Consider the following 18,957-nt stretch of genomic DNA (forward strand, 5'->3'; position numbering starts at 1 on the left):
ACCCCCAAAGTATCAATTATGTTTTATATAATCAACCCATTGATTTCTAATATCCATAAAGTAATTGTCACCTGTTATAGAGTAAATTGCTTCTAGTAAATCTATATGAACCTTGTGATAATCTAAAGCAGGATTAGCATCCCTAGATGTCATTAGATGGCTTAAATCATAACTGGTGAAACCACCTATGTCATAGTAAGGTAATACTATTTTCAAGGTTTTAATCCCTTCATTGAAATAATAACTTGTTTGATCACCGCTTATGTCAGATACTGTTTTTGAAAGTTGATCCCAATCATATATACCTAGTAATGTAAACATATATCCATTTAATGTATAAGTAGGTGTTGTGTTCACATACTCTTGAAAGAATATATCACTTTTAAATCTAGGGTCTAGGCTGCCAAGGGTGTCCATAACGCCCCCCTGACTTATTGGCGTTATCAAATAGTTGAAAGCCTTGTTACCGGCATCAATATATTTGTGGTCGTGAGTTATTTCGTAAGCACGAGAAAAAACATTTAATGATTCACCTTGAGCCATACTTGAAGTCCAATTAGTTCCAAGAGATTCATAGGAGTAATAGGGAAACTTGTATCTAAAACTTCCATCACTATCCATGTGATCAAGAAGAAAATCGGTACACTTTATAAATTGACTTAATACAGATGTATCTCCATGCAAATATTTTGTATGCAGATAAAGTGCATATTGGCATATTGTCACATAATTATACTGAGATCCAAATTCTCTATAGGTTACTATTGGAATTCCATTGTCATCAAAACTTAATATATCAGATTTATTAAAATGATCACTTGTAAAGAAATCTAAATAATCCGACATAGCTTTATATGTAATTGGATTATCAAAATTAAAGTTAAGTTTGCTGTATTCTTCAATAGCATTTTGAACTATAGCTTTAGAACTTTCTTTGTAGACATATTTGCTTATTATAGGATTTTTTGATGCTGCAACATTTTTGTATACAGTAGCATTAATTTTAATATTTTCAGGAACTGGCAACTGAAGTAAATAATTATAAATATTTAAAGCTGAATCATAATTTCCCTGATTATGAATGTTTACTGCAGTATCTAGCAAATGGTATGCATCACTGTCAAAGGCTGTCTTTAAATTATAATCGTTAGGATATAATGAAATACCTAAAGCTATGTTCTTAAAAGCAGCTAGTTCATCAGAAGAAGCTTGTTCATTGTAGGAGTTAATAAAGTCATCAGGTGTAATGTCTTCTGAATCTGTAAAAAATCTATTTATTAGATAGTCTGGAGTAACATCTTCTCCACCTACAACTACACACTCTTTTAGTGTAGCCTTGTTGCTCCTAACCATTCTAATCTGGTCAGAAGACATATTGTCATTTACGAGTACTACGGGCGAATCATTTTTGGCAGCTAGGGGAGAAATAGATAGTCCATCTGGATAATTTATTCCTGCTGCTACATATATTTTTTGTGCTTTTGAAAGATCATAAAATTCTTTAATTACATTTGCATTTGTATCATACCTGGTTTGACCACTTAGCCTTTCATAATCACCAAAGTAAGAAGCGGTATCGTCAGGAATAACACCTTGTCCACCAATCACATAGGTTTTTGAAGGCTTTAAGGTATTTACATAGTCCTTAAGTACATCAGGGACACCACTTTTAGGAGTTAAAACGATAGGTTCAGCTTTACTTGAAGCATAGGATGAAATGGATAATGCATCTGCAAAACTTTCTGATGAAACAACAAATAGCTGATTACCTCCAACTTCCTTTGCAATTTCAATGGAAGTTTCAATTCTCGTAGCTCCACCTAATCTTTTTACATTCAAGTTTTTTTGGGTCAGTTCGGTCTCTATTTCACTAGAAACGGCACTTGTTCCACCAATTAAAAATATATTTTTAACACCTAGGCTTGTCAATTTATTTTGTATTTCAGGACTTAAAGTGTTTCCATCTGTCATTAATAAAGGTGCATTGTACTTGGCACTTAAAGGTGCTGCACAAATTGCATCTGGAAAATTTTCACCTGAAACAATAATTGCATAATCAGAATGATCGCTCCAGCCATAGTCAGCTATTTTCATATTAGTTGAGTATCTGTTCGGGCCAGATAATCTTGTTATAGTTGGACTTTGAGACTGAGCATTGATTACAGTAGTTTTTGAAAATATTAATGCTGTAGAAATTATTAAAGTAGTTATAACTTTTTTTGATAACATAAATTTCCTCCGATTTAGTTAGATCTTTACTAGAAAACATAACTGAAGTCCATATAAATGATATCATTATATTATTATATTATCAACAATAACAACATTAGTACCGTTAATTTTAATAAGTAACCAAAAATGCTAATAATGTAATACTAAGCCTTAACTGCCGATAGGTGGACATTATTCGTCACGTCATTCAGTATCATTGTAGGATGCCTGAAGTTTATAATTGCTGTTAAGTAGTTTATTGGAGTAAAAAAAAAATCAATTGCCATCACTTTTAATGGTGGCAATTGATTTTATTTGTTTAGTTTAACCACGGTTTCGACGTGGGGAGTGTGAGGAAACATATCCATAAGTTTTACTTTATCTACATTGTAACCTGCATTAATTAATACATTTAAATCTTGAACTAAAGTTTTAGGATTACAGGATACGTAAATTATTTCAGGCGCATTAAAATCAATTACATATTTTAATGCTTTAGGATGAACTCCTGGCCTTGGTGGATCAAGTATTATTATGTCTGGTTTATCCTCTAAAGTATTTAAAACATCCTTTACATCTCCGGCTGTGAACCTACAGTTTTTTATATTATTTAACTTGGCATTTTCATTTGCAGAAGCAACAGCCTTTTCTATAAGTTCTACTCCTATTACTTTATTTACACTAGAAGCTAAAACTTGACCTATAGTTCCCGTACCGCAGTACAAGTCAAAAACTGTTTTTGAGGAAGCATCTCCAAGAAAATCTTTAATTATAGCATATAGTTTTTCCGTACCTCTTGAATTGGTCTGAAAGAAAGACTCAGGAGATATTTTAAACTTCAATCCTAAAATTTCTTCCATAATATAATCTCTACCATATAGAATTTCTACGTTATCTGCTTTTACCATGTCTGATAGATTGTCGTTTACAGTATGAAGTATCCCAACTAAAGTGCCTTTATAGTTGAGACCTTGCAATAATTTATTAAACCCATCTAAATCAAATTGTATTTGAGAAGTTGTCACAATGTTTATAAGTATTTCTCCAGTATTTCTACCTTTTCTCAATACTAAATTTCTTAGATATCCCTCGTGGTTTTTTATTTTGTAATATGGTAAATTTTTTTCTCTGAAATAAGTCACAACTTTATCTAAAATAAGTGTAAAATCTGCATCTACTAGGCTGCAATTATCTACATTTACAACGCCGAAAGATCTTCCCTTTATATGCATTCCAAGGGTGAGTTGTCCTCCCCTTTGTTCATCACCAAAGGAAAATTCCATTTTATTCCTATACCTTATTTTTTCAGGACTTTTTTCTATGCCTAGAAACTCAAAGTCACAGATGGATGCCTTTTCAAATAGATCTAAGACTTGTTTTTCTTTTAGTTCTAATTGCTTGCTATAAGGTATAAACTGAGAGGTACATCCACCACATAAATTAAAATGAGGACAAAAAGGATCTACTGCATAATTTACATTTTCAAGTATTTCTGTAACTTTCGCTTCTAAATAGTGTTTTGTTTTCTTTGTAATTCTGGCTTTTACCTTTTGACCTGGAACAGTATTTTTTATAAGTACGTCCATATCATCTTTTTTTGCTATTCCTATAGCTGGAAATTGTAGTTCTTCTATGAAAAATTCATATTCGCTGCCTTTTTTCAACTTTTAATCTTTCCTTTCTATGGATGTCGTTTTGGCGAACTTTTCACCTAATGTTTTATTTAATCTGGAACTTTTCATTATAATAGGATATAGAATTAGTATTACTACAAATAGTATAATAAATACTCCCTTCATATCCGACACATAGTATCCAAATATGAGCCTTAATATCAAGTCAAATAAATATAAAGCTGCTATTGAAACTACAGCTGACACAGCTGTGTCTATGAAAGAAATTTTGAAATTTCGCATCAGAGTTCCCTTTTTCTCACTTGACTTATCCTTACTAGGTTCAATTTTATTTGGAACTTCTTCATTAATATGTTCTACTTGTTTATTTTGTTCCTCTAATTCCTTCTTTTTTTGTTCTTCTTCAAGTCTTGCTTTCTCTTCTTCAAGCTTTTTTTGTTCTTCTAATTTTTTATTTTTAAGCTCTTCAAGTTTTTTCTCTTCTTCTAAATTTTTATTTTTAAGTTCTTCCAAAAATTGTTTTTTGTCTTCTTCATTTACTGAGAGTTCTCCTATATTATCTTCTATGTTATCTTCTTTTTCTCCCATTAAATATACAACCTCCTAATTCTTTTGACTTCTTCATAATAAATATATTATGCTACACTATGGCATTTATGTAAATAGGTACGAAAAAATACTTTCATTTTGTTAACATATTGTTTTATAATTATACATATTAGCTTCATCAATTTTAGGATTACAAATGTCTATAGGGGGAAAGTAGTATGGATAAAATTAAGTCTTTTTTTATAAATTTTATAGATGTAATTTTTTTTGTAACTGTAGTAATGTTTAAAATACTAGTATATGGAAACCATATAAGTTCATTTAAAAGTTTATTTATTCCAGCTTTAGCTTCAGTGATGATATTGGTATCTATTGCCTGTATTTTTAAAACAAGGGGTCGTGCTAGATTTTTGTATATATGTAATTGTATTATAAGTATATTCATAGTCAGTGATCTGATTTATTATAAATATTTTAAAGATATTATATCTGTATCTGTTCTGATAAGTGGACTTCAATTAAATGCAGTAAAATCTAGTGTGGCTAATCTACTGGACTTTAAAGATTTTTTATATCTTTTTGATATTATATTTGTAATTCCCTTCATAAATAGATATTTGGCAGGCCACAATAGAAAAATTTCTACAAAAGTTAGAGTATCTATGTTTTTAGCATTCATTTTAGTAGGTATTCTTATTGATTTCAAAAGCTTTTATGCTTTATCAAAGGAACAACCCAGACTTCTTACAACTATGTATAATAAAGTATATATAGCCAAAAAATTGGGTACAGTAAATTATCATTGCCTGGATATTTATAATTGTGCTTCTGCCAATATAAATAGACTAACTCCTGTGTCTAAGGATAAAGTTCAGGCTATAGAGTATTTTATAGATAAAAGCAAGTCCAGTCATGAAAATTTAAATGGAATCGGACAAGGTAAAAACTTGATAATGATACAGGTAGAGGCACTTCAAGGATTTGTTATAAATTCTTCTATAAATGGAAAAGAGATAACCCCCAATTTAAATAGATGGATAAGACGTTCGGAGTACTTTGATAATTTTTACTATCAGGTGGCAGCTGGAGGAACTTCTGATGCAGAATTTATGACAAACAATTCACTTTATCCTGCTTCGGCAGGTGCAGCTTATTTGCTTTACTCTGGCAATGAATACAATGCAATGCCAAAAAATTTTAAGAGTAAAGGTTATTACACTGCAGCTCTACACGGATTTAGGGAAAGTTTTTGGAATAGAAATATAATGTATAAAAAGTTTGGTTTTGATACTTTTTATGGTGAAAAAAGTTATAAACAAAATGAGTCTATAGGACTTGGTTTAAGCGATAGGTCTTTTCTCAGCCAATCCATAGACAAGCTAAAAGATATGAAAAGTCCGTATTATGCTTTCTTAATAACTCTAACAAGTCATTTTCCTTATGATGAGGTAAATAAATATGGAGATTTTGATGTAGGAGATTATGAAGGAAGTCTTATTGGAAATTACATAAAGGCAATACATTACACGGATGAACAGCTTGGAATGTTTTTAGATGAATTAGACAAAAATGGTACTTTGAAAAATTCAATAGTTGTACTATATGGAGATCATTATGCAATACCTAAAGATAAACAAGATCAGCTTTTTAGCTTTTTAAAGACGAGTTCCAAATCTGATTTAGAGTGGGAAAAGCTTCAAAAGGTTCCTATGTTTATTCATTTCCCTGATGAATCTGTTAAAGGGGTAAACCATGTTTATGGAGGTCAGATGGACATATATCCTACGGTATGCAATTTATTTAAACTTAAGGAAGAAGACATGCTTGGTAAAGACCTCTTTAATCCTGAGAGCGAAAGAGTTATATTTAGGAATGGTTCTTTTATAGATAAAGATTGCTATTATTCTTCACAAGATGATATTTATTATGATGTAAATACGGGAAATAAAATTTCTAAAAGTGATAAACTTGAAAAAGAAGAAGATTACATATTGAATCAGCTTGGTTATTCAGATTATATTTTGAGACATAATTTAATTAAAAAACTAAATTTGGACAAGAACAAATAATATATTTACATTTATTTGGATAAGTGTTAGTATAAAAATGTAATTAATCTAAAATTATTTATAGTGCCAGGGGTGCCATTTGTGCTGAGAAAAGTGAAAACTTTAACCCTTCGAACCTGATTCGGGTAACGCCGACGTAGGAAAGCTGCTTTAATATTGGATTCAAAGCACTGTTTTTATAATAGTGCTTTTTATTTTTGTTAAAGTATAGGGAGAGAATAAAATGTTTGTAGATGCGCATAATCATATGGATTTTTATAAAGACAATTTAAGTAATGCAATTGATAGTATAAATCACAGCAATATCAAAACCTTGGGATGTTCTATGGATTTAGAGAGTTATATATTTACAAAAAAATTAAGTAAAGATAATAAAAATATAACTCCATGTCTTGGAATACATCCGTGGGAGGCACATAAAAACTACAAGGATTTAGATAAGTTCGATGATTATGTAAAGGAATGTAAAATTATTGGAGAAATAGGACTTGACTACTATTGGGTTTTGGAGAAAGAAAAATATCCTTATATGAATCTAGTATTTGAATACTTTTTAGGTAAGGCTAGGGAATATGACAAAATAACAAACATTCATACTAAAGGAGCAGAAAAGGAGGTATTGGATTATATAAAGAAATATGATTTAAGAACACCTATAATTCATTGGTATAGTGGAGATTTGAACATACTAAAAAAGCTTTTGGAGTATGGGTGCTATTTTACAATAAGTGTTGATATAGGATATTCTAAACTTACAGATGATATAGTAAAAATTATTCCTCTAGGTAGAATTTTAACAGAAACTGATGGCCCTACTTCACTTGAATGGGTAAATAAGAAATATGGATATCCATCCGAAGTTATAAATATTGTAAGAAAAATTTCTTTAATAAAGAATCTCCAGTTTGAAGAAGTTAGAGAAAAAATTTATGACAATTTTAATAAATTAAAATTATAGACTGAAGGTGCTTATATATGGAAAAAGCAAAAAACATTCAAAGTAAAATATATCCTATAGCTACAATAGTAATAGTTGTACTTATATGGCAGTTAACAATAAACTTTGCCCACGTTCCTCAGTATATTATTCCTTCTCCGCTGGATATTTTAAAAACTCTTGTATCAGATTTTCAAAATATAATGGAAAATACGGAAACCACATTGTACGAGTCTTTTATAGGTTTTTTTATATCTATAATATTTTCCTTTATATTAGCTGTAATAATGGATAGTTTTGAAATTGTGAGAAAGTCAATATATCCTATTTTACTAATATCTCAAACTATTCCAACTATAGCAATTGCACCTTTGTTTATAATATGGTTTGGATTTGGGGTACTTCCTAAAATAATAGTAGTGGTAATGGTATGCTTTTTCCCGATAGTTGTAAGCCTCGTAGATGGATTTGAGAAAGTAGACAGGGATTATATAAATTTATTTAGCACTATGAAAGCCTCAAGATTACAGACATTTTATCACTTAAAGCTTCCCTATGCTATGGTGAATTTTTTTTCAGGCTTAAAAATAGCAGCAACTTATATGATAATGTCTGCGATTATAGGTGAATGGCTTGGAGGAGATAATGGCATTGGGGTATACATGGTAAGGGCAAAAAATGCCTATCAATTGGACAAGGTTTTTGCTTCAATTTTAGTCATTGTTATTGTAAGCATTATAATAATCTACATTATAGATTTTATAGGTAAAAAAATAATACATTGGAAATAGAGGAGACGAATATGAAAAAAAGTAAAATTATATTTTTGACGGTAACTATATTTGTTATAAGTTTGTTATTTGGGGGATGTGGAACATCTGAAAAGAAACAGGCAGCTGCTTCTTTAGATAAAACTACGGTAATACTTGATTGGACTCCAAATACAGATCATACAGGATTATATGTAGCACTAGATAAAGGATATTATAAAGAGGAAGGACTGGATGTGAAGATAGTTCAACCTTCACAAGGTAATGTGACAAATCTTGTAGCTGCAGGCAAAGGAGATTTTGGCGTAAGCTATCAGGAAGATGTAACCTATGCAGTTACAAACAAGGATCCACTTCCTATAAAATCCATCGCGGCAATAATACAGCATAACACTTCAGGTTTTGCGTCACCTAAAAGCAAAAATATAAAAAGTGTAAAGGATTTTGAAGGAAAAGTTTATGGAGGATGGGGTTCCCCTTCAGAAGAAGCTGTAATCAAAGCTGTTATGGAGAAAAATGGAGCAGATTTCAGTAAGCTTAAAATTGTGAATATGGGAACTGATGATTTCTTTGCATCTACGAAGAAAAATGTTGATTTTGCATGGATCTACCAAGGATGGACTGGAGTTGAAGCAAAATTAAAAGGTGTGGACTTAAATTTTATACCTGTCAAAGATTTAGATCCTGCACTTGATTACTACACTCCTATTTTAATAACTAGTAATAAAAATATTAGTCAAAATCCAGATAAAGTTAGAAAATTTTTAAAAGCTACAGCAAAGGGATATGAATATGCTATAAAAAATCCTGATGAAAGTGCAAAAATACTTGTCAAATATGCACCAGAAATAGATAAGAAATTGGCTGTAGAAAGTCAGAAGTATATGGCAAAACAGTACATAGCAGATGCACCTAGGTGGGGTGTAATGAAATCTGATGTATGGAGTAGATATGCTAAGTTTTTGCAAAGTAAAGGGTTAATTAAAAAGGAGCTAAAAACAAGCGATGCTTTCACAAATGAATTTTTACCAAAATAAACAGGATGATTCCATTATAAAAGTTAAAAATGTGAGTAGAAGTTTTGAGGAAAATCTTATACTAAAAGATATATCCATTAACTTAAAAAAGGGAGAATTCGTTTCTATTTTAGGGCCAAGTGGATGCGGAAAGAGTACTTTGTTTAATATAATAACTGGTATTATTAAAGAAGATAGTGGAGAGGTTTCAGTAAAAGGGGATCTAGGGTATATGCAGCAGAAGGATTTGCTTTTGCCCTGGAAAACTGTAATGGAAAATGTAGTGCTTCCACTTGATATAAGAGGTAGTAATAAAAGAGAATCGAGAGAAAGGGCAGTTAAGTATATTGAAATAGTTGGTCTTAAAGGCTATGAAAAGAAATATCCCTATGAACTTTCAGGAGGCATGAGACAGAGAGCAAGTTTTTTAAGAACTTTTCTATCTTCTGAGGAAATAATGTTACTTGATGAACCCTTTGGTGCACTGGATTCTATAACTAGAGGTAAAATGCAAAGATGGATTCTTGATATGAAGCAAGAATTGAAAAGAAGCATACTCTTTGTAACTCATGATATAGAAGAAGCAATTTTGCTCTCCGATAGAATATATGTACTGTCCTCTAAACCTGGAATGATTAAAAAAGAAATTAACGTAGATTTTGAAAGTGAGAACAAGAAGAACAGAATATTTTCTGAAAAACTTTTAGAAATGAAAGCAGATATTCTAAAATTTCTTTAAAAAGAATAATAGTAAAAATAGACTTATACGGAGTATAAGTCTATTTTTACTTAAAAAGTTGAATTGTGTTCTTTAAATTATAAGCTACATATTGTGCATGGATGGCATACTGCTTATAATTTCAGGATTTACCATGCCAAAAATCATTGCCACATGGGCTACTACAAGAAATCCCCCTACAAGAATAAAATGAATCTTCATTTTTGATTCTGGAGTTTTATTCTTAAATATTATATTAAGTTCCATCAATGCTATAGGTAAAAGAAATACAACGCCGCTTAAGTAAAAACCAACTGCTACCACATCAACCCATGTATGCCATCCTCCAGTGTTAGTTAAAGGTATCACAGCATTAAATAATAGGTAGATAAATATACCGGTAAAGTAAAATCCGTCAAAAATACCAACGATTTTATTTAAAGTTTTAATACCACCGCTTTGTATTTTATTGAAAATTATAAAAAATTCTGTAATTGTTAGAGTCTCCGCACATATCACAGGTATGGCCATAAAAATTATTAAATTCCAAGGTTGATTGGCTGCAAGTAGTGACATGTAATGTGTCATGTTCATAATTAATTACCTCCTAAAATGTTTTATTGATAAACTATGATTTCTTAAGTTCAAATAAACTGAACTGTAATCACATCTTCCTGTACAATATATCAAGAAAATATGTAGATATTATGGAGATATTTAAATCATCTTTATAAATTCAACATAATTTTTTGATAATATAGAATAAGAAGACATATAGTAACGACAAAATCTAATAAATATGAGTATATAGAAGTATTAGAATATGTTTAGAACTCTGTTTATGAAATAATATTGGAGGTATGTTATGAATACTATTTTAGTTATTGAGGATGAAATAAAAGTATCAGATGTTATAAAAGCCTATCTTGAAAGAGAAGGATATAAGGTTTATTGCACTACCACTGGTCTTGAAGGAATAAAATTATTTAATAAAATTGAATTTAAATTAGTAATACTTGACCTAATGCTTCCGGATATTGACGGCGAAGAGGTATGTAGTACAATTAGAAGAATATCTAATGTACATATATTTATGCTGACAGCTAAAGTAACTTTATCAGATAAATTGCAAGGCTTAAATATGGGGGCAGATGAATACTTAACTAAACCTTGCAGTCCAAGGGAACTTACAGCTAGAGTAAATGCACTATTTAGAAGGCTATCTTCTGCTGAAGAATCTGAAATTATTTCTAGAGATGGATTATTAGTAATAAACCATGACAAAAGATGTGTGAAGCTAAAGGGAGAAGAAATACCTATGACACCTAATGAGTTTAATATTTTATACGTTCTTGCTAAAAATAAAGGCAGGGTTTTAAGTCGTGAGCAGTTGATTGAACAGGTATTTGGTATTGATTTTGAAGGTTCCGATAGAACTATAGATGTGCATATAAAAAATATTAGAAAAAAAATAGAAAGGGATACGCGATTTCCAAAGTATATTATAACTGTAATAAAATTAGGTTACAAATTTGGTGGTGAATAGAAATGCAAAGTATAAGAAAAAGGTTAAGTTTAGTTCTAGTACTCTGCACTATTATAACTGTAGTATTGTCTACATTTTTTGTAAATCATGCAGTGGACAATACCTTTAATAAATATATAGCAGATAACCAAATCAAAAGGAATCAGCGAATTGTGGATTATTTTCAGCAAATTTATAAGAGGGATAAGAAATGGACGAAAAATTCAGGTGTAGAGATGCAGCATGAAGGATATATGAGTAATTATTGTTTAACATTATTTGATGAAAATAAAAGAGAGGTATGGGGGATGAAACCTGATGAATTAAAAAATATGCCGATGTTTAGTAAACAAGACGTAAATAGTGCTGGTGAATATAAGACAAATACATTTTCAATTAAATATGACAATAAAGTAGTAGGGTATATATCTATAGGCCAATACCAACCAATATTTTTATCAGAGCAAGACATAAATTTTAAAAATTCAATAAATAGGAATATGATTGTGAGTGTATTAATTGCAATATGCATTTCTATATTTTTAAGCGTTTTGTTTTCAGAGCAGTTGTCATATCCTATAAAAAAGGTTTCAGAAGCATCTGTAAATTTATCCAGAGGTGATTATGAAGCTAAGCTAGAATTTAATAGTAGTGTACTTGAAATAAAAAATCTTATTAATAGCATTGATATTCTTAGAGAAAAGCTAAAGTATCAGGATGATATTAGAAAAAGGCTGGTTTCTGATATATCCCATGAATTAAGAACTCCTTTAAATATACTGCAAAATAATTTAGAAGCAATGATAGATGGCATATTTCCAGCAACTACAGATAGGCTTAATGCCTTGAATGATGAGGTTATACGATTTGGAGGACTTATAGATAATCTAGATATTTTAAAAGAATTTGAAAGTAAAGAAGTAATATTAAATTTTGAAAAAATACCTTTAGAGGAATTGATTTATAACATATGTGAAGAAATAAAGTTACAAGCTAAAAGTAAAGGAATTGATTTGATATTTAATGCTGCTGTGGGCGAAAAATATTTGATATCAGGAGATACGGATAAACTTAAACAGGTATTTATTAATATTTTATCAAATTCTGTTAAGTTTACTTTACCTGGAGGCAAGATAGCTGTTAATTTAAGCTTTGACAGACAACATGTAATTGTAAGTATAAAAGACAGTGGAATAGGTATAAAAAAAGAAGATTTGCCATTTATTTTTGAAAGACTTTATAGAGGAGATAAAAGTAGAAATGAAATTAAAGGCAGTGGTATAGGACTAACTATTGTGAAAAAGATATTGATTCTCCATTCTGCAAGCATTGATGTAAAAAGTGAAGAAGGCAAGGGTACCTGCTTTATTTTAAATTTTAATAGAGTAAAATAAATTACAGGGATTTTAAGCTGCAACCTTAGAATCCCTGTAATTTATATACTAATATGTAAGACTTATACACAAAATATTTAAAGGAACTTCATGATTGTAAAAATATGGCTATTATAAGTAAGCTTTCTACTTAATCATAGTGCAAATTTTGTTTATGCCTTTTTCAATTTCAATGGTATTAGTTCTACTAACACTTAGTCTTACTAATTTTTTTGGTGTATTAGTATTTAAATAAAATATATTTGGATCGGTGAGAAGAATGTTTTTTAATTTTAACCCATTAATCATATAGTCTATATGTGTATTGTTAACGACCTCAAAACTGGCAAAAAAACCTGAAGTGGGAACGTGCCAAATTATATTAGAGTTGTAACAAGTTTTTACGCATTTACTAAGACAGATCATTCTTTTAGAATATACCTCTCTAAGTTTTTTTGTATGTATGTCAAACATACCACTTTTTATATAAATTTCTAAAGCTCCCTGTGACAGTACAGATGTGCTTAAATCATTCCATTTTTTATATTTGCCAAAAGTTTTTAGTATCTCTTTTGGAAGTACAATTGCAGAAATTCTTAATCCAGGCAGTAATACTTTAGAATAGGTTTTTACATATATAACTTTTGAGTAAGAATCTAAAGCATATATTGGATCAGACTTTTTTTCAATATCCAAGTCAGCTAAATAATCATCTTCAACTATATATACATTATATTTTTGACAAAGTTTTAATATTTGTTTTTTTTCACTATTTGAATATGAAAATCCTGTAGGATTGTGAAAACGCGGGATAATATAAAAAAATTTTATATCTTTGTGTTTAAATATATTTTCAAGTTCATAAAAGTTTATTCCTTTTGCAGTTCTGTTTATACCTATAATATTTACATTATTAAGTTTTAAAGATTCTATTAAATATTTGTTCTTTTATATATGTGTAAATAACGTCATACTTCATAAAACTACCTACTTCCTATAAATCTGTACTAGGCCACATTAGTATTTTTGGCATTGTATAGAAAATATATATTTCCTATACTTTAATTATACTATATAAGGAGATATAAAATATGAAGCATTTAATTTGTAAAAATGAAGAACAAGTAAGCTTAAAATATGATATATTAATTGTAATTTTAGGAATTGGAGGATTTATTTCTGCTGCTGATAATTGGTTTGTGTCTCCAATACTTCCAGCTATAGCTTCAGAATTTAATGCATCAATCCCCAAGACTGGTATTATATTGACATTATACATGATACCCTATGGAATAATGCAGCCTGTTTATGGATATTTCAGTGATTGTTACAGTAAAGCTAGAATACTTAAGTTGATTATATGTGGATTTGCTTTAGGAACTTGTGGATGTGCATTTGCTAGTTCTTTATTTGTACTGAGCATATGGAGGACAGTAACAGGATTTTTTGCTGCAGGTATTATAGCTGTATCTTTAGCTTTGATTGGAGATACTGTTCCAGTTTCAAAGCGATCAAAATATGTTGGAAAATTTATGGGGATTGTTTTCCTAGGACAAGGTTTTAGCGCTGGATTAGGTGGAACATTAGCTAAATATTTTAGCTGGCGTGTACTATTTATTTTTTTTGTGGCAGCTGCAATATGCACGGTATTTCTTTTGTTTACTATACCTAAAGATAATATTGTTCCTATAGATGAAAAGTTTTTTACTGAAGTTAAACGTGTTACTTTAACACCAAATGGGAAAATAATTTTTCCTATGGCATTTATAGCTGGTTTTTTATTTTTGGGTTTGTATAGTTATTTAGGTGCCTATTTTCACTATGCTTTAAAGTTAAATTATATGCAATGTGGAATAATTGTAATGTTTTATGGATTTGCTTGCCTTGGTGCGGGTTCTATCATGGGAAAGTTAAATGTAAAAATAGGACCTAAAAATGTGATCATATTGGGTGAAGTATTTGCACTAATGACGGCTCTGTTTTTAATAAATTTTCACTGCTGGCAAATGGGTTTAGTCGCCACTATCAGTTTGGGTATTGGATATATTTTTGTTCAATCTACATTGGCTACTATGGCTTTTGATGTGGCATCTGATTCTAAAGGGTTACCTTCAGGATTAATTGGATTTGGTCTATTTTGTGGTGGTGGGTTGGGAAGTGCTTTTAGTGGCTTTGTCATTGCTAAAATAAGCTATCAGTTACTATGGGTAATATTTTTTATTTTTATTTCAATCTTTATTTTTGTAACATATAAACATATTAATAATGAATAAAACTTTTTTATGTAACAAAAACTATTGGTAGAAAGGAGAGATAAGAATGAAATTAACAGTTGAAGATATGATAAAACAAAAACTTCTTGATGAGCAGGAGAGTGTTAGAGATTACCAGGAGTATTCTGGTAAAATAGAGGATAAAGAAATAAATCAGGTGTTTAAAAAATTTGCAGAAGAATCTGCCTTGCAAGCACGGGAACTAGAAAAATTGCTTAATAAATTTGAAAGATAACTATATAGAATTATCTCATAGAAGGTTATTGTGACCTTCTATTTTTTATAAAAATTACTAGACTTTTTTAACAAAGATAATATAATATAAAATGTGGGAGTTTTTTAAATATTTACTCAACTTTATTAGTAAAAAAATAATGCGAAGCGAAGACTTTCGAGTTGACAGTTGATATTGGATAATTGACAGTGAGGGATGATTTTTAGCTATCGCAAAAAATCCACATTAACTATTAACTAAAAAAGTTGGGATAATTATTAATTGTTTTGGAGGCATATTATGTGCAATAAGAACATCCAGGAAAGGCATAGGTACATCGTTTTAATTTTTACATTTATGGCCATACTCAGCTCTATAGTTTTTAAGGCATCATTATTTTACGCATTTACTATAAGTATAATTTTTTCAACCTGTATTTTTATAAAAAGTGGATTTAGTGTTACGGAGTTATTAGTTATGATAAAGAATAGCCTTCTTGATTGCAGACAATTACTTACTTTAATTTTATTGATAGGGGCTTTAATCCCTGTATGGTTTTCGTCTGGAGTTATACCTACAATAATGTACTATGGCTTTAAATATATGCAGCACATGAATATTTTATTTACGATTTTTATACTTACGTCTGGTGTAGCAGTATTTATAGGATCTGCTTTTGCAACTATAAGTACTATTGGAATTGCAAGCTTAGGGTTAGCAAAGGCTTTTGGAATTCCAGATTATATTATTTTAGGAGTAATTGTTTCAGGTGCATTTTTAGCAGATAAAATGTCTCCGATTTCAGGACTTGTAAATCTTACCTTAACCACTGTTAAAACATCCTATAAAAATATGTTGTCATCTATGGTTAAGATATTATTTCCTGCATATTTAATAGCTGGCTCTGTATATTTTTACATTGGACAAAGGTATAGTTTGGGTTCTAATTCTTCAAATATAAATAGATATACTACCGCCATTAAAAAGAGTTTTGTAATTTCACCACTCTTTTTACTAATACCTGCAGTAATTTTTATAGTGTCTTTTTTAGGTGTAAAAATAGTTAACTCACTTTCAATTGGACTAGCTGCTAGTGTGATTTTATCTATGGTAGTACAAAATACTAGCATTTGGGGTGTTGTCATGGAAATAACTACGGGTTATGTGGGAAATACAAAATATGAGTATTTGAATAAGGTATTAACTGGTGGTGGAATAACTTCTATGGTTGAGGTCTTATTGATAATGGGAGGAGCTATTTCGTTAAATAGTATTTTTCAAGGAACAGGACTTATAGAACCTATAGTGGATAAAGTAATTTCAACTATAAAATCAAAGGAAGAATTGGTTATAAAGACTTGTGCTATAAGTGGAATGTCCACAATAGCTTGTGATCAAACTGTTGGTATAATATTACCTGGACAACTTTTGAGACACAAGTACGAGGAATTAGGTGTGGAAAATAAGATATTAGCTAGAACAATATCTGATACTGGAACTGTTATTGCTCCATTAGTTCCGTGGAATGTGAATTCCTTATTAATTTTAGCAGTTACAGGTATTTCTACCATTAAGTATGCACCCTATGCTTTGTTGTGTTACACTTTGCCAATTGTCACTATACTTGCAACATGCATCTGCAAAGTCAAAAAAGCAGGATAACATAAATTATCTATACCAATGGAGCAAACATTCTCAAAATTGATTCTACAATTTTTTTTGAAAGACTTCTTTTTTCCCATACATCTTTGTTTATCTTTTTTGATACTTCTATAGTTCTTAAAAAATCTTTGTAAATATTATCTATTATGGGGACATTGTACAGGTAGGTTGCACATTCAAAATGCAAATATAAACTTCTGTAATCTAAGTTTATAGTTCCAACTACTGCACATTCCCCATCAGATACAAAAGTTTTTCCATGGATAAATCCTGGTGTATATTCGTATATTTTTACTCCTGAATCTAATAAGTTGTCGTAATGAGATCTAGTGAGGATCTGTACGATTTTTTTATCTGGAATAAAAGGTGTTATTATTCTCACATCTACTCCCCTTTTTGCTGCGAGGCAAAGTGCTAGTGTCATTTCATAGCCTATTACCAAGTAGGGGGTAGTAATATAAATGTAATTTTTAGCACTGTTTATAATGTTTAAATACACGTATTCTGCTGCGCCGTCAGGTTTTATGGGCCCACTGTTATAAGGCATTACAATACCCTGACTTTTTTCTAGTTTGCATGAAGTCTTATATTTTGAAAAGTCCTCTTTCTTTTTTGATATTGATTGCCACATTCTTAAGAACATAATTGTAAAACTATAAACTGCTTCTCCTTTTAAGCATACAGCCATGTCCTTCCAGTAGCCATATTTTTTGTATTCATTTATATATTCATCACCTATATTAATGCCACCAGTAAAGGCAACTTTTCCGTCAATTACAGTTATCTTTCTATGATCTCTATAATTTAACATAAAATTTAAGATTATTTTAAAAGGATTAAATATTTTTAGCTTTATATTATTTGTTTTAAGGGATTTTTTAAAGTTCTTTGGTAAAACAACCAGAGAACCTACATAGTCTACTAGGACTCTAACTTCTACACCACTTTTAGATTTTTCTTTTAAGATTTCAAAAATTTCATCCCACATTTTACTTTTTGAGATTATGAAGTACTCTAAAAAAATAAATTTTTTGGCATTTTTCAATTCTTCTAAAAGTTTTTTATACATGTCTTCACCCGAAGAGAAGTAATCAACTTTTGTATTTATATAGCATCCATAGTTGCTAATATTTTTTATAAGTCTTGTTTCATTGTATCTTATTTTATTTTCCTTTTTAAAAGAAGAAAGCATATCTTGGTCTTCTTTTGGAAATACGTCTTTATCCAATTCTATTTTGTTTATCTTATTAAAATTACGTTTTATTCCAATCATCGAAAAAATATAAATAAGTGATCCTACTACTGGAATGAGAAGAATTAGAACTATCCAGCTGATTTTATAAGAAGTATTTTTATCCTTATAGTTTAAATGAATTACGAAAATGACACTTATGATTTCAAAAAAGATAAAGTAATATATTAAGGATATATTAAATGAATTGAAAACTAGTGCAATAGCTACAAATTGAAACATTGTCCAAAATATTAAAATTACAAATTTAAAAACTGCCACAAATATTCTTCTTTCACCCAAATAGCAGCACCTACTTTTCAAGTTTTTATTCTATTTTATCATAAACTATGTTAATGAAAAAGGTTATGATTTCCTTTTAAAAGAAGTACCACAATTTTTACATGTTATGGTTATTTTCCCTTTGTGTCTAGGAACTCTTAATTTTTGGGAGCAGTTTGGACACTTAAATATTTTATATTGTTTATGATTGTTCATAGAGTAGGTAAATCCACTAAACTTTTTAGCTACAGGTGAAATGAAATTTTCATAAGCCTCAAGTTCCTTGTATCTTCTGTATTTATTTCTTGAAAGGCACCTCCAGGTACTGTATATGAAAAATACAAACCCTAGTGTAGCTGTACGTCTAAATAAAGATAGAACAATTCCGCCAATATAAAGGTGGGTAGAAAGTTTATCAATGCCATAACTTTCTCTAAAATAATAGGAAAGTTTATTTAAAAAATTTTTCAAAGTAATCGCCTCTTTAAATTAG

The 18,957-nt window shown here is 29.9% G+C and carries 17 protein-coding genes and 1 riboswitch; of the genes, 10 read left to right on the forward strand and 7 right to left on the reverse strand.

The window, feature by feature from the left end; translation table 11 throughout:
* Window positions 1-12: 12 nt before the first annotated feature.
* The 3 genes from WY13_RS16630 to WY13_RS16640 form a co-directional block, all read right to left on the reverse strand.
* Window positions 13-2,229, reverse strand: a complete 2,217-nt coding sequence (locus WY13_RS16630; protein WP_063556703.1) for a cell wall-binding repeat-containing protein — start codon at window positions 2,227-2,229, stop codon at window positions 13-15.
* A gap of 293 nt (window positions 2,230-2,522) precedes the next feature.
* Window positions 2,523-3,875: a 23S rRNA (uracil(1939)-C(5))-methyltransferase RlmD gene (gene rlmD / locus WY13_RS16635; protein WP_063556704.1), complete on the reverse strand. Its 1,353-nt coding sequence runs from the start codon at window positions 3,873-3,875 to the stop codon at window positions 2,523-2,525.
* Between the two features lie 3 nt (window positions 3,876-3,878).
* Window positions 3,879-4,433: a hypothetical protein gene (locus WY13_RS16640; protein ID WP_063556705.1), complete on the reverse strand. Its 555-nt coding sequence runs from the start codon at window positions 4,431-4,433 to the stop codon at window positions 3,879-3,881.
* A gap of 179 nt (window positions 4,434-4,612) precedes the next feature.
* On the opposite strand from WY13_RS16640, the gene WY13_RS16645 reads away from it, so the two are divergent.
* The 5 genes from WY13_RS16645 to WY13_RS16665 all read left to right on the forward strand — a co-directional run bounded on the left by WY13_RS16645 (window position 4,613) and on the right by WY13_RS16665 (window position 9,925).
* Complete coding sequence (locus tag WY13_RS16645; protein ID WP_063556706.1) at window positions 4,613-6,463, forward strand: LTA synthase family protein; 1,851 nt, start codon at window positions 4,613-4,615, stop codon at window positions 6,461-6,463.
* A gap of 58 nt (window positions 6,464-6,521) precedes the next feature.
* A riboswitch (TPP riboswitch) is annotated at window positions 6,522-6,623 on the forward strand.
* 63 nt (window positions 6,624-6,686) lie between these two features.
* Window positions 6,687-7,421 (forward strand): TatD family hydrolase, encoded by a 735-nt coding sequence (locus tag WY13_RS16650; RefSeq protein WP_063556707.1) that lies wholly within the window; start codon window positions 6,687-6,689, stop codon window positions 7,419-7,421.
* Window positions 7,422-7,438: 17 nt separating this feature from the next.
* Window positions 7,439-8,191, forward strand: coding sequence for an ABC transporter permease (locus WY13_RS16655; protein ID WP_063556708.1), 753 nt, complete (start codon window positions 7,439-7,441; stop codon window positions 8,189-8,191).
* 11 nt (window positions 8,192-8,202) lie between these two features.
* Entirely contained in the window at window positions 8,203-9,207 is a 1,005-nt protein-coding gene (locus WY13_RS16660) for an ABC transporter substrate-binding protein (RefSeq protein WP_063556709.1), read from the forward strand.
* A complete protein-coding gene (locus WY13_RS16665) occupies window positions 9,188-9,925 on the forward strand; it encodes an ABC transporter ATP-binding protein (RefSeq protein ID WP_063556745.1) in 738 nt (245 codons plus the stop codon). The genes WY13_RS16660 and WY13_RS16665 overlap by 20 nt, the downstream gene beginning before the upstream one ends.
* A gap of 84 nt (window positions 9,926-10,009) precedes the next feature.
* Here WY13_RS16665 and WY13_RS16670 read toward each other — a convergent pair whose 3' ends face one another.
* Window positions 10,010-10,498: a DUF6803 family protein gene (locus WY13_RS16670; protein WP_063556710.1), complete on the reverse strand. Its 489-nt coding sequence runs from the start codon at window positions 10,496-10,498 to the stop codon at window positions 10,010-10,012.
* A 271-nt stretch (window positions 10,499-10,769) separates the two neighbouring features.
* Here WY13_RS16670 and WY13_RS16675 point away from each other — a divergent pair, with 271 nt between their 5' ends.
* Both WY13_RS16675 and WY13_RS16680 read left to right on the forward strand, forming a co-directional pair.
* Entirely contained in the window at window positions 10,770-11,450 is a 681-nt protein-coding gene (locus tag WY13_RS16675) for a response regulator transcription factor (protein ID WP_063556711.1), read from the forward strand.
* Between the two features lie 2 nt (window positions 11,451-11,452).
* Window positions 11,453-12,823, forward strand: coding sequence for a sensor histidine kinase (locus tag WY13_RS16680; protein WP_063556712.1), 1,371 nt, complete (start codon window positions 11,453-11,455; stop codon window positions 12,821-12,823).
* A 126-nt stretch (window positions 12,824-12,949) separates the two neighbouring features.
* Here WY13_RS16680 and WY13_RS16685 read toward each other — a convergent pair whose 3' ends face one another.
* Window positions 12,950-13,735 (reverse strand): PLP-dependent aminotransferase family protein, encoded by a 786-nt coding sequence (locus tag WY13_RS16685; RefSeq protein WP_347459495.1) that lies wholly within the window; start codon window positions 13,733-13,735, stop codon window positions 12,950-12,952.
* A 158-nt stretch (window positions 13,736-13,893) separates the two neighbouring features.
* On the opposite strand from WY13_RS16685, the gene WY13_RS16690 reads away from it, so the two are divergent.
* The 3 genes from WY13_RS16690 (at window position 13,894) to WY13_RS16700 (ending at window position 16,951) form a co-directional block, all read left to right on the forward strand.
* On the forward strand, window positions 13,894-15,075 hold the full coding sequence (locus tag WY13_RS16690; protein WP_063556713.1) for an MFS transporter: 1,182 nt from the start codon (window positions 13,894-13,896) through the stop codon (window positions 15,073-15,075).
* A 46-nt stretch (window positions 15,076-15,121) separates the two neighbouring features.
* Window positions 15,122-15,310, forward strand: coding sequence for a hypothetical protein (locus WY13_RS16695; protein ID WP_063556714.1), 189 nt, complete (start codon window positions 15,122-15,124; stop codon window positions 15,308-15,310).
* Window positions 15,311-15,589: 279 nt separating this feature from the next.
* Window positions 15,590-16,951: a Na+/H+ antiporter NhaC family protein gene (locus tag WY13_RS16700; protein WP_063556715.1), complete on the forward strand. Its 1,362-nt coding sequence runs from the start codon at window positions 15,590-15,592 to the stop codon at window positions 16,949-16,951.
* Between the two features lie 10 nt (window positions 16,952-16,961).
* Here WY13_RS16700 and cls read toward each other — a convergent pair whose 3' ends face one another.
* Window positions 16,962-18,485, reverse strand: coding sequence for a cardiolipin synthase (gene cls, locus WY13_RS16705; RefSeq protein ID WP_063556716.1), 1,524 nt, complete (start codon window positions 18,483-18,485; stop codon window positions 16,962-16,964).
* A 63-nt stretch (window positions 18,486-18,548) separates the two neighbouring features.
* A complete protein-coding gene (locus tag WY13_RS16710) occupies window positions 18,549-18,935 on the reverse strand; it encodes a hypothetical protein (RefSeq protein ID WP_063556717.1) in 387 nt (128 codons plus the stop codon).
* Window positions 18,936-18,957: the final 22 nt, after the last annotated feature.

The sequence above is a fragment of the Clostridium ljungdahlii genome (genome assembly GCF_001636845.1).
Classification (GTDB): Bacteria; Bacillota; Clostridia; order Clostridiales; family Clostridiaceae; genus Clostridium_B; species Clostridium_B ljungdahlii_A.

Bases quoted from the DNA above. Each gene is read 5' to 3' on its own strand.
- WY13_RS16630 (WP_063556703.1), bottom strand. From the start codon at position 2,229: ATGTTATCAAAAAAAGTTATAACTACTTTAATAATTTCTACAGCATTA.
- WY13_RS16640 (WP_063556705.1), bottom strand. From the start codon at position 4,433: ATGGGAGAAAAAGAAGATAACATAGAAGATAATATAGGAGAACTCTCA.
- WY13_RS16645 (WP_063556706.1), top strand. From the start codon at position 4,613: ATGGATAAAATTAAGTCTTTTTTTATAAATTTTATAGATGTAATTTTT.
- WY13_RS16650 (WP_063556707.1), top strand. From the start codon at position 6,687: ATGTTTGTAGATGCGCATAATCATATGGATTTTTATAAAGACAATTTA.
- WY13_RS16655 (WP_063556708.1), top strand. From the start codon at position 7,439: ATGGAAAAAGCAAAAAACATTCAAAGTAAAATATATCCTATAGCTACA.
- WY13_RS16660 (WP_063556709.1), top strand. From the start codon at position 8,203: ATGAAAAAAAGTAAAATTATATTTTTGACGGTAACTATATTTGTTATA.
- WY13_RS16665 (WP_063556745.1), top strand. From the start codon at position 9,188: ATGAATTTTTACCAAAATAAACAGGATGATTCCATTATAAAAGTTAAA.
- WY13_RS16670 (WP_063556710.1), bottom strand. From the start codon at position 10,498: ATGAACATGACACATTACATGTCACTACTTGCAGCCAATCAACCTTGG.
- WY13_RS16675 (WP_063556711.1), top strand. From the start codon at position 10,770: ATGAATACTATTTTAGTTATTGAGGATGAAATAAAAGTATCAGATGTT.
- WY13_RS16680 (WP_063556712.1), top strand. From the start codon at position 11,453: ATGCAAAGTATAAGAAAAAGGTTAAGTTTAGTTCTAGTACTCTGCACT.
- WY13_RS16690 (WP_063556713.1), top strand. From the start codon at position 13,894: ATGAAGCATTTAATTTGTAAAAATGAAGAACAAGTAAGCTTAAAATAT.
- WY13_RS16695 (WP_063556714.1), top strand. From the start codon at position 15,122: ATGAAATTAACAGTTGAAGATATGATAAAACAAAAACTTCTTGATGAG.
- WY13_RS16700 (WP_063556715.1), top strand. From the start codon at position 15,590: ATGTGCAATAAGAACATCCAGGAAAGGCATAGGTACATCGTTTTAATT.